The sequence below is a fragment of the Terrabacter sp. Ter38 genome, from assembly GCF_024519435.1.
Lineage (GTDB): Bacteria > Actinomycetota > Actinomycetes > Actinomycetales > Dermatophilaceae > Terrabacter.
Window position 1 is genome coordinate 182,186 of record NZ_JALJRZ010000002.1, and the last position, 14,730, is coordinate 196,915.

Genomic DNA, 14,730 nt, shown 5'->3' on the forward strand with positions numbered 1-14,730 from the left:
CGTGGCCGCATCCGTCGCCCTGTCCCCGCGCTCGGCTAGCGTCTCGGCCATGGTGGCCCACCAGCTCACGGTCGAGCATGCACGTCGCATCGCCGTGCACGCGCAGCTGCTCGACGTGCCGCGCCCGACCGACCTCGTGCAGACGGTCGAGCGCCTGACCTTCCTGCAGATCGACCCCACGGCGGCCGTCGCGCCGAGCGCCGACCTCGTCCTGTGGAGCCGGCTCGGCCGCACCTACGACCCCGCCGACCTGACCAAGGCCGTCGAGCACGACCGCACCCTCGTCGAGACCGTCGCCTACGTGCGCAGCCCGACCGACATCCCTGCCGTCATCGCCGAGGTGCGCGAGGCCGAGCCCTACCCCTTCATGGCCACCTGGCTCGAGGCCAACGACTCCTTCCGCCGCGACATCCTCGCCACGCTCGAGGCCGACGGGCCCCTCCTCTCCCGCGACATCCCCGACACGAGCGTCGTCCCATGGCCCTCGACCGGCTGGACCAACAACCGCAACATCACGAAGATGCTCGAGGCCCTCGCGCCGCGCGGCGAGGTCGCCATCGCCGGCCGCAAGGGTCGCCAGCGCTACTTCGACCTCCCCGAGCGCGTCTACCCGCCCGACCTGCCGAGGCTCACCCTCGAGCAGGCCATCGACCACCGCAACGAGCGACGCCTCGCCGCCCTCGGCATCGCGCGCGCCACCGGCACCGTCATGCCCGGCGAGGGCAACTACGTCGGCGACGCGGGTGAGCCCGCCGAGATCGCAGGCGTGCCGGGCACGTGGCGCGTCCACCCGGCATACCTCGACGTCGCCGACACCTTCAGGGGACGCACCGCGCTGCTCAGCCCCTTCGACCGGCTCGTCCACGACCGTGTCCGCGCCGAGCAGCTCTGGGGCTTCGAGTACATCCTCGAGATGTACAAACCCAAGGACCAACGGCGCTGGGGCTACTTCGCGCTGCCGATCCTCCACCACGACCGCCTCGTCGGGAAGCTCGACGCCCAGGCCGACCGCAAGGCAGGCACCCTCGTCGTCAACGCCGTCCACCAGGACGTCCGCTTCACCAAGGCCATCCGGACCGCCGTCGACCGCGAGATCGCCGACCTCGCCGCCTGGCTCGGCCTCACGCCCACCGGCCCTGCCGCCCCGTAGCCCAGCCACACCGACCACGACACAGACACCGACCACGACACTGACACCGACACGACACTGACACCGACACAGACACCGACACCACCACCAGGAGACCGCCGTGCGCAGGATCGTCGCCTACGTCATCACGTCGCTCGACGGCTCCGTCGACGACCCCACCCGCTGCTTCCCACCCGACGTCGACCCCGACAGGCCGCAGCCGCCGACCTTCGACGACGTCCTCATCGAGCGCGAGACCGCGCTCATCGAGCAGCAGGACGCCGTGCTCCTCGGCCGCCACCTGTACGACGAGTGGTCCGGCTACTGGCCGACCTCCGACGAGCAGCCCTTCGCCGACTTCATCAACGGCGCCACGAAGTACGTCGTGACCTCCACCCCGCTCACCAGGCAGTGGGGAGACGCCGAAGCCGTCCAGGGACCGCTCGCCGACATCGTCCGTGACCTGAAAGCCTTGCCCGGCAACGACATCGGCGTCCACGGCAGCATTCAGCTCGTGCAGTCACTGCTCGCCGCGGGTCTCGTCGACGAGCTGCACCTCGCCGTCGCGCCGGTCCTCGACCCCGAGGGGCGGCGCCTCTTCGACGGCCTGCCCGAGCTTCAGCGCCTCTCCCTCGTCAGCGCGACCCCGACGCCCGGCGGAGCCCTCTGGCTCGTCTATCGCCCCGCGGCCCGGGACTCAGGCCCGGTCTCGTAGGCGCGCCGCCGACCCAGGGTCCCGCTGACGCGGTAGCCGCGCACCGCGCGCTGCGACTGCGCCGAGAGGATCGACCCGTCGCTCTGGTGCGACAGCACCGACAGGCGCGACATGTTCGACAGCAGCGAGGCCATGCTCATCGACGACCCGATCGACAGGAACGACGCGAACGACCCGACGCTGCCGATCGACAGCACCGACCCCACGCTCCCGATCGAGAGCACCGACCCCGTCGACCCGATCGACAGGAACGAGTCCCGCGACGCGATCGACCACTTCCCCGTGCGCGATGTCGCCATGACCGCAGCCTAGGCACGCGTACCCAATTCACGGGTCGTATGCCGTCCCACCCACTCGCAGAGGTATCACCTCCCCCGCCCGCTCCTCCTCTCCTGCAACGGCGGCGCCCCGCGCCACACGGCATACGCAGACCCCTCAGGAGCACCTCGTGAGCAGCACGTTCGCCTTCACCGTCCACCCGCGGGCCCGCCTCGGCGAGGACCTCGCCCGCGTCTGGTCGCCGCTCGGCCGCGTCCCGGACCCCGTCTACGACACCGCCCTGCGCCGGCTCCCGCTGCGCCCGATCTCGATGGCCGGCATCCACATCGGCGGCGCGCACATCGGCCACGTCGTGCTCGTGCCCTTCGGGGCCCGCCACCTGCTCTCCTCCCCCAGCGAAGGCCGGGCCCGCGTTCACCGTGCGGTCGACAAGGCCCGCGCCCTCGGCTGCGACGTCGTGGGGCTCGGCGCCCTGACCGCCACGGTGACCGCGGGCGGGGTCTCGCTCCGCGGGCGCACCGACATCGGCGTGACGAACGGCAACGCCTTCACGGCAGCGATCGTCGACGACCAGGCCCGGCGCCTGCTGCGCGACGCCGTCGACCACGCGGCCGACCCGCACGTCGCGATCGTCGGAGCCACCGGCAGCGTCGGTGCCGCCGTGACCCGGCTGCTCGCCCGCGACCGTGCCGCCGCCCGGCTCACCCTCGTCGCCCGGTCGACGGGCCGGCTCGAGGCGCTCGCCGCCGACGTCGGCCGCCAGGTCCCGACGACGACGGCCACGACGATGGACGCCGTCGCGACGGCTGACCTCGTCATCCTGCTCACCGCCTCCGCCGACGCGCTCCTCGAGGCGCGGCACCTCGCGCCCGGCGCGGTCGTGCTCGACGCGACCCAGCCGCGCAACACCTCGCCGACCCTCGTCGACGAGCGGCCCGACGTGCTCGTCGTCGACGGCGGCGTCGTCGACATCCCGAGCCTGCGCCTCGTCGGCGGCAACATCGGCCTGCCCGACGGGCGCTCCTACGCGTGCTTCGCCGAGACCGCCCTCCTCGCCCTGACTGGTCACCGCGGCCACTTCTCCATCGGCGTACCGACGCTCGAGCTCGTCGACCGCACCCGCGGCATGGCCGCCGACCTCGCGCACCTCGGCTTCCGGGCCGCAGAACCGACGAGCTTCGGCCGGCCCGTCACCCCCGACCGCATGGCGACCATCGTCCGCACCGCGAACACCGCGAGCACCTTGGCGCTGGGGATGGCGTCGTGACGACGCTCGTCCGCGCCGGACACCGCGCGCAGCACCGCGTCGTCCTCCTCGGCGGCGGCTACGTCACCCTCCACGCGTATGCCGGCCTCATGCGTCACGCCGGCGGTGCCGTCCGCGCGGGCGACGTCCAGGTCGTCGTCATCAGCACGGACGACGCGCACAGCTTCCACGGCTTCACCGGAGAGGTGCTCGCCGGCCTGCTGCCCTACGACCGCACCCGCACTCCGCTCGTCGACGCGATGCCGCACGCGCACGTCGTCCTCGGTCGAGCAACCGCCATCGACGCCGAGCGACGAGTCGTGCGCTACGTGCTCGCCGCCGACGAGTCGGACCGGGGCGTCGACCCGCACCACCACTCGGACTCCGACTCGGACTCCGACTCACACCACGAGCGCGTCCTCGACTACGACTCCCTCGTCGTCGGCACCGGCGGCCGCGAACCCGCGACCGCGGTGCCCGGCCTCGCGGAGCACGGTTTCACCCTGCGAGCGCCCGGCGACATCGCCGTTCTCACCGACCGGGTCCGAGATGCGGCGGCGCACCGTGGCCACCGTCGTCACACGGTCGTCGTCGCCGGAGGCGGGATGGCCGGGGTCGAGATGGCGGCGGCGGTCGCCGACCTCGGCGGAGCGCGCCTCCGCGTCGAGCTCGTCCACTCCGGCGACGGGATCCTGCCTGAGCTGCGCGACGAGCAGCCCCGGCTGGCCCGCCGCGCCGAGCTCGAGCTGCGGCGTCTCGGCGTCCGGGTCCGGCTGGGAGTGCGCCTCGCGTCGGTGACCGAGGACCTCGCCTACCTCTCCGACGGGACGAGCCTCCCGGCGAGCACCGTCATCGCCACCATCGGACAGCGGCCCGTGCACGTCCCGGGACTCGACGCCCACCGCGACCCGCGCGGCCGGCTCGTGACGCGCCCCGACCTCTCCGTCGTCGACGGCGTCTGGGCTGCCGGCGACGCGGCGTGCGTCGTCCACCCGACGTCCGGCGAACCCGTCCCGGCCAACGCGTTGTGGGCGATCAAGGGCGGCGAGCACCTCGGGCGCAACCTCGCGCGGACGCTGCGTGGTCGCCCGACCCGACCCTTCGCGTACCGCGGCCTCGGCCAGGCGGCCTCCTTCGGGGTCGGCCGCTCGATCTCCGAGCTCTACGGCATCCCCTTCACCGGCTGGGTGGCGTGGGTGCTGCGGCTGACCTTCTTCCTGCGCTTCATGCCGTCGCGGCGCAAGGCGGCACAGGTCGTGACCGACTTCGCCCGCCATGCCGCACACGGCCGCACCGCACCAGCCTCGGCACCCACCGAGCCCGCGGTCGCCGACCTCGCCGCCCCCCGCACCGCGTAGGCCCGAGGCGCACCCCGCCGGTCGTCCCTGGTGCGCGGACGGGCGTCGCCGGAGTGTCGAGATGCGAGGGCGCCGTTCGACGTGGTGGCATGACGACCACCTCAGGAGGAGCCTTGACCACGCAGCCCACGACCGGCAGTCCCGCCAGCCCCGCACCCAAGGGTCCGGCGTCCTACTTCCCGTCGATCGAGAAGACCTACGGTCGGCCGATCGAGCAATGGATCGGCCTCGTCCGGGAGCAGCACGCGGCCGGCACGGTCAGGCACGGCGAGCTCGTCGCCTGGCTCAAGACCGAGCACGGCCTGGGGCACGGCCACGCCAACGCCGTCGTCGCCCACACCCTCGGGCTCATCAAGGCTGGGGCGTGAACGAAGGCCACCCCACCGAGCCCAGCCGCGTCACCGAGCCGCGCGACGTCGCCGAGCCGAGTCGACCCACCGAGCCGTGCCACGTCACGGAGACGCGAGCCGCCTACGACACGGTCGCCATCGACTACGCGAGCCTCCTCGAGGGCGAGCTCGCGCGCAGCCCGCTCGACCGGGCGCTGCTCGGGCACTTCGCGGAGCTCGTCGGCCTCGAGGGCGGCGGCCCCGTCGTCGACGTCGGCTGCGGACCGGGTCGCGTCACCGGCCACCTCGGGACCCTCGGGCTCGACGTCAGCGGCATCGACCTCTCGCCGGGCATGGTCGCCGAAGCACAGCGGCGGCACCCCGAGCTCGACTTCCGCACCGGGAGCCTCGCCGCGCTCGACCTGCCCGACGCCTCGGTCACGGGCCTCGTCGCGTGGTACTCGATCATCCACACGCCCCCTGAGCTGCTCCCCGAGGTCTTCGTCGAGCTCCACCGGGTCATCCGGGCGAACGGCCTGCTGCTGCTCGCCTTCCAGGCCGGCGGCTTCTCGGTGCGGCACGAACAGGCCTACGGCCACGCGGTCACCTTCGAGGCCCACCGCCACGATCCGGACGGCGTCGCCGCACAGCTGGCCGACGCCGGCTTCCGCGTCACCGTTCGCACCGAGCGGGTCCCGCAGGACTACGAGAAGACGCCCCAGGCCTTCCTCCTCGGCCGCCGCGGCTGAGCCTCGCCGCCGCCGAGGCTGTCCAACGTTCGGAAGGAATCCGCCGCTCCGTGGGTTGTCGCTGAGGACGGCCCAACCGGGGCCCGACCGATGAGGAGCTCAGCGTGCGTGCGATCTGGAACGGCAAGGTCATCGCCGAGAGCGACGACACCATCGTCGTCGAGGGCAACCACTACTTCCCCCGCGAGTCCGTCGACGACAGCGTGCTCGTCGACAGCACCACGCAGACGACGTGCCCGTGGAAGGGCGAGGCGTCGTACTTCTCCCTCGCCGTCGACGGAGACACCAACCGCGACGCTGCCTGGTACTACCCGACGCCCAAGAGCGCCGCAGCCGAGATCAAGGACCGCGTCGCCTTCTGGCGCGGCGTCACCGTCACCGACTGAGCGCCCCCGCGACACTCACGCCCGGTGGCGCGCCGCGAGCGCCCGGGCGACCCGCTCGATGAGGTCGTAGGGCACCGGGTCCTGGTAGAAGAACTGCACCGTGTCCTTCTTGGCGCGGTGCGACGCCACCTCCGCCTCGAGGTCGGGCTCCAGCTCCCCGACCGGGTAGAGACCGACGTGCTTCTTCCACCCCGCGAAGTGGATGCCGTATCGGTCGGAGAACATGATGGCCGGCATGCCGTAGCGGATCTTCTCCTCGCCGCCGGGCACCGCCCGACGCAGCGCCGCGGCCACCTGCTCGAGCACCTGCCGGGGCCCGTCGGGGAACCCCTGGACGTATGCGTCCACGGTCATCGGCGCGCTCGTGGCCGTCGCGTCGGGCGTGGTCTCCGGCTCGCTCATCGGTCCCCCTCGTAGCGTTTCGTGGCCCGTGCCACGTCCCTTGTCAGTGTGACCCAATGCGACCCTCGCGACCATGGTCGGTTCGCCGGACAGGGCGATGGCGATCACCTACGGTGAGCCGATCACCAGGGGATCAGGGAGCACGATGCGCAGCCGCAGGACCAAGGGACTCGTCACGCTCGCCGCGCTCGCCGCGCTGGCCGCGATCGGGGGCACCGCCGCGCGCGGCTCGGACGAGATGACACTCGCCGGCGCGGGGGACTGTGCCCGTCGTGACCGGGACGCGTACCCCGGAGCCCGTCGTGACGACCGACTCCGACGCGACCCGCCGGGCCGCAGAGGCGAAGGCCGAGGCCGAGAAGGCGGCGCGGGCGAAGGCTGCCGGCGATGCGAATGCCGCGGCTGCCCTGTGGACCGTCACGAAGGTCGTCGACGGGGACACGATCTGGGTCTCGCGCGCCGGCGACTCCCGCAAGATCCGCTTCATCGGCATCGACACTCCCGAGACCGGCCAGTGCGGTTTCACCGAGGCCCGCAACGCCCTGCGCGGCATCCTCGGGGGCCAGCGCGTCACCCTCACCGCGGGGGCCAGGGACGACGTCGACCGCTACGGCCGACTGCTGCGCTACGTCGACGTGAACGGCGTCGACGCGGGCCTGCGCCTCGTCAAGCAGGGGTATGCCGTCGCCCGCTACGACTCCCGCGACGGCTACGGCTCGCACACCCGCGAGGGGGCCTATGTCCGCGCCGACGCGGCGAGCCCCAAGGCCGCCTGCGCCGACCCCGGCGCCGGCACGTCCAGCGGCAGCACGGGCGGCAGCGGGCTCACCGGGTCCTGGCCCTTGGCCGGCGACCGGTACCCCTGCCCGCAGTCGCGCCCGGTCAAGGGCAACGAGAGCTCGATGATCGCCCACGAGCCCGGCGACCGGTACTACGCGGTGACGAAGCCGGAGCAGTGCTTCGCGACGATGGACGACGCGGAGGCCGCGGGCTTCCGCCCCGCCAAGGTCTGATCGTGCGTCGGCCGCTGTCCAAAGAACCATGGTCACCCAGACCCGACTGCGCCAGTGCTCCACCCAGCGGAGCACCGACGTAGCAGGACCGCCCAAGCCCACCCCGCGCCCCGCGTCACTGCTCCACCCAGCGGAGCACCGACGTAGCAGGACCGCCCAAGCCCACCCCGCGCCCCGCGTCACTGCTCCACCCAGCGGAGCACTGACGTAGCAGGACCGCCCAAGCCCACCCCGCGCCCCGCGTCACTGCCCCACCCAGCGAAGCAGTGACGTAGGGCGCGCCAGATGATGCTGCTGGTGTCTCAGTCATCGAGGTCGAGGATGCAGGCGGTGCCGACGTCGACGAAGCCGACCCGGCGGTAGATGTCGGCGGCCGCATCCGATCCCGCCGACAGGAAGACGACCTCGACGCCCTGCTCTCGGCAGGCGGCGACGAGGGTGCTCGTGATCGCCGTGCCGTGACCGCGACCGCGGTGCCCCGGGGGCACGGCGATGCCCATGAGCTCGGCGACGTCACCCCGAGGAGCGGCCGATCCGGCCCCACAGAGGCGGTTGCCCTCGAACGAGGCGACGACGAGGAGGTCGCCCCGCGCCATGAGCTCGGGTCGCTTGCCCGGGTCCTTCGGCTCCACCTCGTCTCGCCCGGCGAAGCCCGCCGACACCGCTCCCATGGCCAGCGACAGGTGCGGCTCGGCCGGTTTCAGAGGCCGGGCCCGTGGGTCCGCCGCCACCGGGACGTCCGATGGCATGACGAGCAGCGGGTACCCGTGCGGCTCGTGGCCGGATGCACGCACGGCGGGTAGCAAGGACGGCGTGACCTCGTCGACCCACTCGATGGCCCGCGGCACGTCGAGCTCGCGCTGGGTCTCGAGGACACGGCATACATCATCGGCGCTGAAGGCGCCCCGGCGACCCCACCGGGGACGAGCGTAGAACTGCCACCCCGTGCCCTCCTCGGCGACGAAGAGCGTGAAGGGCCCGACCTCCATGGCGCTCGCGACGGCCCGTGGGACGCAGTCGTAGTACGCCTCGATGCGGTCCAGCCGCGCGTCGTGAGCTCGCCCCATGGCGCCACCATGACAGTCTGCGGCACGGGCGAGCGACCGGTTTACGGCGTCAGCGCTGCACCGGGTAGACGAGGTGCGTGACCCGCTCACCTTCGACGACGGTCGTCGGGTCGCCGAGCACGACCTGGCCAGCGGCCTCGGTGAAGTACGGACGCCCGACGCCGAGGAAGCACGGCACGAGGTCGATCGCCACCTCGTCGAGCAGCCCCTCAGCGAAGCACTGGCTCGCGATCTCACCGGCCGCGACACCCACGGCGGAGTCACCAGCGACCTCGCGCGCCCGGGCCACCGCGTCGTGGACGCCGCCCGTCAGGAACTCGACGGTCCCGCCGGGATAGCCCCAGCCGTCGGGGGGCTCGTGGGTGAGCACGACGACCGGGACCCCGAGCGGATGCGTCCCCTTCCACCCGTCGGTGATGTCGAAGAGGTGCCGGCCGACGACGAGCGCACCGAGGCTGCCAGCCCACGACCGCCAGTAGTCCGCGTCGGTCGGGGCCAGGTGGAAGGTCATGTCACCTCCCGCCGACTCCCACGGCACATCGCCCGCCTCGTACCAGTCGAAGAGCGGACCGACCTCGTCGCCCGGACCGGCGACGAACCCGTCCAGCGACATCGATGCCGATGACACGACCTTGCCCATGGTGCTCTCCCTGTCTGCGATGTGCTCGTCCACCAGTGCGGCCCAGCACTCAGCGGCGACCCCGACGGGTGCGGAGGTAGTCGGCGACGACGTACTCCCCGAGCCTCGCGATGTCGGGCGTGAAGACGCGTCCACCCGCCCGCCGGGCCACGGCGTCGACGAAGCGAGCCAGCCCCGGGTCGTCGCCGAGCATGAAGATGTTGAGCTGGGCGCCCGACCGGCGCAGCTCGTCGACGTGCGCCACCGTCGCGCGCACCGTCTCCTGCGTCGCCGGCCAGTGGAAGACGGGCCGCCCGTCGACCTCGATGTGCGCCGTCGGCTCACCGTCGGTGACGACGAGGACGACCGGCTCGGCGTCAGGGTGCCGCCGCAGGTGCCGCGACGCGAGCATGAGCGCGTGCTGGAGGTTGGTGCCCTGCACCCACTCCGGCTCGGCCTCGGTCAGCTCGGTCGGGGTCAGCGTGCGCGCCGCGAGATTGAAACCGATGATCTGCAGCGCGTCGTGCCGAAAACGCGTCTGCACGAGATGCGAGAGGGCGAGGGCGGTTTGCTTCATCGGCCCCCACCGACCCTCCTGCATCATCGAGAACGACATGTCGACGCACAGCGCGACCGCCGCGACCGAGCGCCGCTCCGTCTCGGCCACCTCGAAGTCCTCGACGAGCAGCTCCACGCCACCGCCCGATGCCGTGCTCCGTTGGGCGGCGTTGCGCTGCAAGGCGTTCGACACCGTGCGTACCGTGTCGATGGGCAGCTCGTCGCCGAACTCCCACTGGCGGGTGAGCCCGGTCGGCTCGTCGGCGTGGCCGGCCCCGCGGTCGTCGTGGTCGCCGCGCCCGGTCGCCTCGACCCGGTCGAAGACCCGCTTCAGCGCCGTCTCGCCCAGACGCCGGACCGCACGAGGCGTGAGGCGCAGGCCGTCGTCGCCGCGGGAGACGTAGCCCTGGCGTTCGAGGTCACGCTCGAGCTGGCGGAGGGCCTCCATGTCACGGGCGGCGTCGGCGCCGAGGTACTGCTCGAGCCGCTCGACGTCGACGTCGTCGAGGGTCGCGCCGAAGTACCCCTGCCCGAGCTGTTCGCCGAGCTGCTCGAGGTCGGCGAGCTCGGCCACGGCGCCGACCGCGTCGCCGTAGCCCATCGGCTCGCCGCCCTGCCCCTGCTGCACGGGACTGCGACGGTCGAGCCCAGGCCGCAGCGCGCGCAGGTTGTCGGAGAGCTGCGCCATCTGCGACGCGAGGTCGGGGTCGCCGAGGGCGTCGGACATGAGCTGGCCGAGCTGCTCGCGCTGCTCGGGGGTCAGCGAGGCCATGAGCCGCTCGGCCGCGGCCTGTCGCCGGGCCAGGGCGTCGATGAGCTCGTCGACGTTCTCGGGCCGCTCCGGGAAGAGGTCGCCGTGCTTGTCCATGAAGTCGCGGAACTGGTCCTCGGTGTCCTCGCCGCGGGCGTGGGCGGCGAGGAGCTGGTTGAGGTCCGCGAGCATGTCCTTGACGGCCTGCATCGCCTGCGGGTCGTTGCCCGACAACGCCTGCTTGAGCCCCTCGAACTGCGCCCCGACGACCTCACGCTGGAGCATCTGCTGGATCTGCTCGTACGTCTGCTGAGCCTCGGGCGAGTGCCACGCATAGTCACCGAGCGCGCGGACCGCGCCGGCCACGTCGTCGGGGATCGTCGCGAGGTCCATCTCGGCGAGGCGGGCGTCGTCACCGGCCTCACCGGCGAGGGTGTCGCGCTCCTCGGCGAGGGCCTGGTCGAGCATGGCGCGTACCTGGTCGAGGGTGCCGCCGAGGTCGCCGCGCCGACGCGCGGCCTCCCGCAGACGGCGTACGCGGTCGGCGAGGTCGTCGAGGCCGCGATGTCCGTCCATACCTCGTCGCATGAGCTCGCGCAGGGCCTCCCGCAGCGACCCCCCAGAGAGGACGTCGTGCCCGACCTCGTCGAGGGCGGAGCGGACGTCGAAGGGCGGCGCCAACGGGTCGGGCCCACCCGACCACGGCGCGTAGCGGTAGCGACCGTGCTGCTCGCCGCTGTCACGGGGACTCATCGCCCCACGCTACGTCCAGCCCCGGGCGGTGTCGACGGCGCGGCTGGCGGCCCTGACCACCGCGCACCCGGCTGACGCGGGCTCAGCCGGGTGCGCCGATCATGGTCAGCACGACGGATGCGCCCACGAGGATCCCGGCTCCGACGACCTGGGCCGCCATGAGCAGCGACCACGCCTGGATGCCCGGGAGCGTGTCGGCGCCGGTGCGCAGGCGGGTGACGAGCACGTCGTCGAGGTGGCGGCGTCCATGGTCCGCGATGACGACCATGGCGACGAAGACGACGGCCTTGAGCAGCATGACGAGCCCGTACGTGGACGACACGAGGCCGTAGAGGTCCGACGACCCGGACAGCACGAGCACCCCGCTCGACACGAGGACCGTGACGACGCAGCCGATCGTCATGCGGGAGAACGCCCTCACGTGCGACGAGAGCAGGTTGAGGTCACGCATCGGCAGCCCCGCGACCGCGATGACGACGGCACCACCGAGCCAGACGGCCGCCGCGACGACGTGAGCGAGGAGCGCTGCGAGGACGACCGGACCACGGGGCGCGTCGGAGCCGACCGGCGCCGCGAGGAAGGTCGCCGACAGGGCGACGACGACCGCACCCGCCCAGACCCGCCGGGCCCCTAGGATCGGCTCGGCGACGAGGTCGGTGAGCCAGGCGCCGAGCGCCGCCAGCACCGCGAACCGGACGAGCACCGAGGCCCAGACCTCGCGCGGCACCTCGCCCGGTTCGAGACCTCCCGCGACGACGAGCAGGACCGGGCCGAGCACCGTGGCGACAGCCAGCACCCAGAGGCCGACGTCGACGAGGAGCAGCTGCTTGCGGTCGTAGCGGCCGTTCGGCGCGACGGTCACCCAGAAGGCGAGCGGTCCGGCGACGAGGACGAAGCCGACGAGGGTCGTTGCCTCGTCGAGGAACAGCAGGGCGTCCCGCAGCGCGGAAGCCATCACGGCCTCGGCAGGTCGAGCTGGAGGACGACGACGTCGCGCGTCGCCGGCAAGGGGTCGCGCACCGACATCGCACCCTTGACACCGTCCGCGCACACCTGCGCGTCACCCGACAGCTGCGGGCAGGTCAGGTTGAGCACTGCGTCACCCGAGGTGGTCACGACGACCGGCGTCGTCCCGGTCGACGTGAGCGGCATGATGGCGGCCAGGGCGCGCCCCGTCGTCGAGGGGATGCTGCGCACGGTCACCCCGGTGAGGACGTAGCGCAGCTCGACCTGGGAAGCCGGCTGCGCGAGGTCGACAGACCGCCGCCTCGAGATGGGGCTGGCTCCGACGGAGACCGGCTGCCCGCCGATCGAGACCTGCACGTCGGTCGCCGCGGGGCGCGACGTCGCGAAGTCGGGGCCCGCCGCGCGCGCGTCCGGCGGGCGCAGCTCGAGGCGGGTGATGACGCCACCGAGGACGACCTGCTCATAGACCTCGAGCGTCCCGTCGGCGGACGGGGTCACCGACAGGTGCACACCCGTCTCGGTGATGCCGGGCCCCGTCGAGGCCGCGGACGGGCTGACGCGTGGCGACGTGGTCGGCCCGGACGAGGTGAGGGGCTGCCGTGAATTGGGCGCGACGCCAGAAGTCGTCGTCCCACCCCCACCCGCGGCGCCGGAGCCCGGTGTCTGCCCCACGTCCACGCCGAACGAGCCCGCAACAGCAGACGCCTCGGGCGCTCGACCCCAGAGCCACACCGCTCCGCCGACGAGGGCGAGCGGAACCGCCACTCCAGCGACGTAACGGCGCAGGACGACCCTGCTCCTGTCGCGCTCGACCCCCATGCCTCAATCCCCTCTCCGGCCCAAGACTCGTCCCCACGAGAGCCGCCCCGATCCATCGAGTGTGGCCTATATTCGGTTCCCTGAGGTCGATCAGAAGGGGGTCTTCTGCGGCCGAGAGCTTTCACCTGGGGGGTGGAGTCACATGAACGCACGTCGTGCTGTCTCGTTCACCGCGGCCGTCGTGACGGCAGCCGGTCTCGCCACGTGGGCGAGTTCCGCGAGCGCCGCCGAGCCGGGGGCGACCGTCTTCGTCGTCCAGGGTCTGCCGGGACGCACCGTCGACGTCGCCGTCGACGGCACCTCGGCAGCCCGTGGACTCGCGGGCGCGACCCTGTCCGAGGCCATCGGTCTCACGCCCGGCAGACATTCGATCTCGTTCTCCAGCAACGGATCCCACATCCTGTCGCGTTCGGTCGACGTCTCGTCCGGGTCGAGCACCGACGTCGTGCTGCACCTGCCGGTCGACCCGAAGGGGCCGCCGACCGTCACGGTCTACGACAACTCGACGGCGGCGATCCCGGCCGGCAAGGCGTCGCTGACGGTGGCCCACACGGCTGCGGTGCCACCGGCGGACGTACGGGTCGAGGGCAAGGTCCTCTTCGCCAACATCGCGAACGGCGAGGCCCTCAACCTCGTCGTGCCGGGTGGCACCTACTCCGTCGACATCGTGCCCGCGGGCAAGTCCTCGCCGGTCGTGCTGGGGCCGCTCGACCTCCCGGTCAAGGCGGGCTCGCTCAACCGCGTCTTCGCCGTGGGCGACCCGTCGAGCTCGACGATGCGAGCCGTCGTGCAGGTGCTACCGGCCGGGCAGACCGGCTCCGGCGCACCGGACCTCGTCGACACCGGCAGCGGTGGGCAGGCGGCCGACCTGGGCTCCCCGCCGTTCGGCGTCCTCCTCGCTCGGTGACCGGTCGCCGTTCGTCGGCGGCGCGACTCCTGGTGGGGGGCGTCGCGGCACTCGCTCTCGCAGGCTGCGCGGCGTCGGCCGGTGCCGGCGAGTCGGCAGTGAGCGCCGTCGCGACGGACCGACCCTCGCCCCGCGCCCGGTCGACGACGGCTGGGCCCGTCACGCCGGCCCGGGTGGCCCGGACGGCCGCGAGCGAGCGGGTGCGGTTCCGACCCGAGCGCGTGTCGCTCCCGGACGGGGCGAGCGCCCCCGTCGACCCGGCCGCCACCGTCGGCGGGGTCCTCGCCGTGCCGGCCGATATCAGGCGCGTCGGCTGGTGGGACGGGAGCGCCTGGGTCGGCGACCCGTTCGGCTCCACCGTCGTGGCCGGCCACCTCGACGCGCCGGGCCAGGGCCTCGGCTTCTTCGAGCAGCTGACCGGGCTCCGGCGCGGTGACGTCGTCACCCTGACCGGTTCCGGGCACCGCGCGGCCTACCGGGTGACCGAGGTCGCGGCCATGCGCAAGTCATCCATCGACGCGACGAGCCCGGTCTTCGACCAGAGGGGCGAGCACCGACTCGTTCTCATGACCTGCGCGGGCCATTTCGACCGCGCGACCCACAGCTACGACGAGAACCTCGTCGTCACCGCTGTCCCCGACGGGGCGGCCCACTGAGCAGCGCCGCCCCGCTGAGCAGCTGCCG

17 protein-coding genes are annotated in these 14,730 nt (G+C 72.8%); 10 read left to right on the forward strand and 7 right to left on the reverse strand.

From position 1 onward, the window contains the following. Positions 1-49 precede the first annotated feature (49 nt). Complete coding sequence (locus tag NR112_RS05745; RefSeq protein ID WP_256793033.1) at positions 50-1,150, forward strand: DNA glycosylase AlkZ-like family protein; 1,101 nt, start codon at positions 50-52, stop codon at positions 1,148-1,150. A 100-nt stretch (positions 1,151-1,250) separates the two neighbouring features. Beyond that, positions 1,251-1,844 (forward strand): dihydrofolate reductase family protein, encoded by a 594-nt coding sequence (locus tag NR112_RS05750; protein ID WP_256793034.1) that lies wholly within the window; start codon positions 1,251-1,253, stop codon positions 1,842-1,844. Here the strand turns inward: NR112_RS05750 and NR112_RS05755 are convergent. Next, on the reverse strand, positions 1,805-2,143 hold the full coding sequence (locus tag NR112_RS05755; protein WP_256793035.1) for a hypothetical protein: 339 nt from the start codon (positions 2,141-2,143) through the stop codon (positions 1,805-1,807). The genes NR112_RS05750 and NR112_RS05755 overlap by 40 nt on opposite strands. 149 nt (positions 2,144-2,292) lie before the next feature. Here NR112_RS05755 and NR112_RS05760 point away from each other — a divergent pair, with 149 nt between their 5' ends. The 5 genes from NR112_RS05760 to NR112_RS05780 all read left to right on the forward strand — a co-directional run bounded on the left by NR112_RS05760 (position 2,293) and on the right by NR112_RS05780 (position 6,191). Next, on the forward strand, positions 2,293-3,390 hold the full coding sequence (locus NR112_RS05760) for a saccharopine dehydrogenase NADP-binding domain-containing protein (RefSeq protein WP_256793036.1): 1,098 nt from the start codon (positions 2,293-2,295) through the stop codon (positions 3,388-3,390). Then, complete coding sequence (locus tag NR112_RS05765; RefSeq protein ID WP_256793037.1) at positions 3,387-4,727, forward strand: FAD-dependent oxidoreductase; 1,341 nt, start codon at positions 3,387-3,389, stop codon at positions 4,725-4,727. The genes NR112_RS05760 and NR112_RS05765 overlap by 4 nt, the downstream gene beginning before the upstream one ends. A gap of 113 nt (positions 4,728-4,840) precedes the next feature. Continuing rightward, positions 4,841-5,095, forward strand: a complete 255-nt coding sequence (locus NR112_RS05770; RefSeq protein WP_256793038.1) for a DUF4287 domain-containing protein — start codon at positions 4,841-4,843, stop codon at positions 5,093-5,095. Further along, positions 5,092-5,805, forward strand: a complete 714-nt coding sequence (locus NR112_RS05775; protein WP_256793040.1) for a class I SAM-dependent methyltransferase — start codon at positions 5,092-5,094, stop codon at positions 5,803-5,805. Before NR112_RS05770 ends, NR112_RS05775 begins: the two co-directional genes overlap by 4 nt. A gap of 104 nt (positions 5,806-5,909) precedes the next feature. Continuing rightward, a complete protein-coding gene (locus NR112_RS05780; protein ID WP_256793041.1) occupies positions 5,910-6,191 on the forward strand; it encodes a DUF427 domain-containing protein in 282 nt (93 codons plus the stop codon). Positions 6,192-6,206: 15 nt separating this feature from the next. Here NR112_RS05780 and NR112_RS05785 read toward each other — a convergent pair whose 3' ends face one another. After that, positions 6,207-6,593 (reverse strand): iron chaperone, encoded by a 387-nt coding sequence (locus tag NR112_RS05785; RefSeq protein ID WP_256793042.1) that lies wholly within the window; start codon positions 6,591-6,593, stop codon positions 6,207-6,209. 272 nt (positions 6,594-6,865) lie between these two features. On the opposite strand from NR112_RS05785, the gene NR112_RS05790 reads away from it, so the two are divergent. Next, a complete protein-coding gene (locus tag NR112_RS05790) occupies positions 6,866-7,606 on the forward strand; it encodes a thermonuclease family protein (protein ID WP_256793043.1) in 741 nt (246 codons plus the stop codon). A gap of 302 nt (positions 7,607-7,908) precedes the next feature. Here NR112_RS05790 and NR112_RS05795 read toward each other — a convergent pair whose 3' ends face one another. From NR112_RS05795 to NR112_RS05815, 5 genes are all read right to left on the reverse strand, one after another. Next, on the reverse strand, positions 7,909-8,673 hold the full coding sequence (locus tag NR112_RS05795; RefSeq protein WP_256793044.1) for a GNAT family N-acetyltransferase: 765 nt from the start codon (positions 8,671-8,673) through the stop codon (positions 7,909-7,911). A 49-nt stretch (positions 8,674-8,722) separates the two neighbouring features. Further along, the gene (locus tag NR112_RS05800; RefSeq protein ID WP_256793045.1) at positions 8,723-9,313 is read right to left on the reverse strand and encodes a dihydrofolate reductase family protein; all 591 of its coding nucleotides are present in this window, start codon (positions 9,311-9,313) and stop codon (positions 8,723-8,725) included. A gap of 49 nt (positions 9,314-9,362) precedes the next feature. Then, positions 9,363-11,354: a VWA domain-containing protein gene (locus tag NR112_RS05805; protein ID WP_256793046.1), complete on the reverse strand. Its 1,992-nt coding sequence runs from the start codon at positions 11,352-11,354 to the stop codon at positions 9,363-9,365. Positions 11,355-11,436: 82 nt separating this feature from the next. Then, positions 11,437-12,309 carry a CopD family protein gene (locus tag NR112_RS05810; RefSeq protein ID WP_256793047.1) on the reverse strand — a complete coding sequence of 291 codons (873 nt, stop codon included), beginning with the start codon at positions 12,307-12,309 and terminating at the stop codon, positions 11,437-11,439. Beyond that, positions 12,309-13,139, reverse strand: a complete 831-nt coding sequence (locus NR112_RS05815) for a hypothetical protein (RefSeq protein ID WP_256793048.1) — start codon at positions 13,137-13,139, stop codon at positions 12,309-12,311. Before NR112_RS05815 ends, NR112_RS05810 begins: the two co-directional genes overlap by 1 nt. 142 nt (positions 13,140-13,281) lie before the next feature. Here NR112_RS05815 and NR112_RS05820 point away from each other — a divergent pair, with 142 nt between their 5' ends. Both NR112_RS05820 and NR112_RS05825 read left to right on the forward strand, forming a co-directional pair. Then, positions 13,282-14,046 (forward strand): DUF4397 domain-containing protein, encoded by a 765-nt coding sequence (locus tag NR112_RS05820; protein WP_256793049.1) that lies wholly within the window; start codon positions 13,282-13,284, stop codon positions 14,044-14,046. A gap of 98 nt (positions 14,047-14,144) precedes the next feature. Continuing rightward, positions 14,145-14,702: a class F sortase gene (locus NR112_RS05825; RefSeq protein WP_256793050.1), complete on the forward strand. Its 558-nt coding sequence runs from the start codon at positions 14,145-14,147 to the stop codon at positions 14,700-14,702. The last annotated feature ends 28 nt before the right edge of the window (positions 14,703-14,730 follow it).

Excerpts from the sequence above, each read along its gene's own strand:
- NR112_RS05745 (WP_256793033.1), top strand. The coding sequence starts at position 50 with ATGGTGGCCCACCAGCTCACGGTCGAGCATGCACGTCGCATCGCCGTG.
- NR112_RS05755 (WP_256793035.1), bottom strand. The coding sequence starts at position 2,143 with ATGGCGACATCGCGCACGGGGAAGTGGTCGATCGCGTCGCGGGACTCG.
- NR112_RS05785 (WP_256793042.1), bottom strand. The coding sequence starts at position 6,593 with ATGAGCGAGCCGGAGACCACGCCCGACGCGACGGCCACGAGCGCGCCG.
- NR112_RS05795 (WP_256793044.1), bottom strand. The coding sequence starts at position 8,673 with ATGGGGCGAGCTCACGACGCGCGGCTGGACCGCATCGAGGCGTACTAC.
- NR112_RS05800 (WP_256793045.1), bottom strand. The coding sequence starts at position 9,313 with ATGGGCAAGGTCGTGTCATCGGCATCGATGTCGCTGGACGGGTTCGTC.
- NR112_RS05805 (WP_256793046.1), bottom strand. The coding sequence starts at position 11,354 with ATGAGTCCCCGTGACAGCGGCGAGCAGCACGGTCGCTACCGCTACGCG.
- NR112_RS05810 (WP_256793047.1), bottom strand. The coding sequence starts at position 12,309 with ATGGCTTCCGCGCTGCGGGACGCCCTGCTGTTCCTCGACGAGGCAACG.
- NR112_RS05815 (WP_256793048.1), bottom strand. The coding sequence starts at position 13,139 with ATGGGGGTCGAGCGCGACAGGAGCAGGGTCGTCCTGCGCCGTTACGTC.
- NR112_RS05820 (WP_256793049.1), top strand. The coding sequence starts at position 13,282 with ATGAACGCACGTCGTGCTGTCTCGTTCACCGCGGCCGTCGTGACGGCA.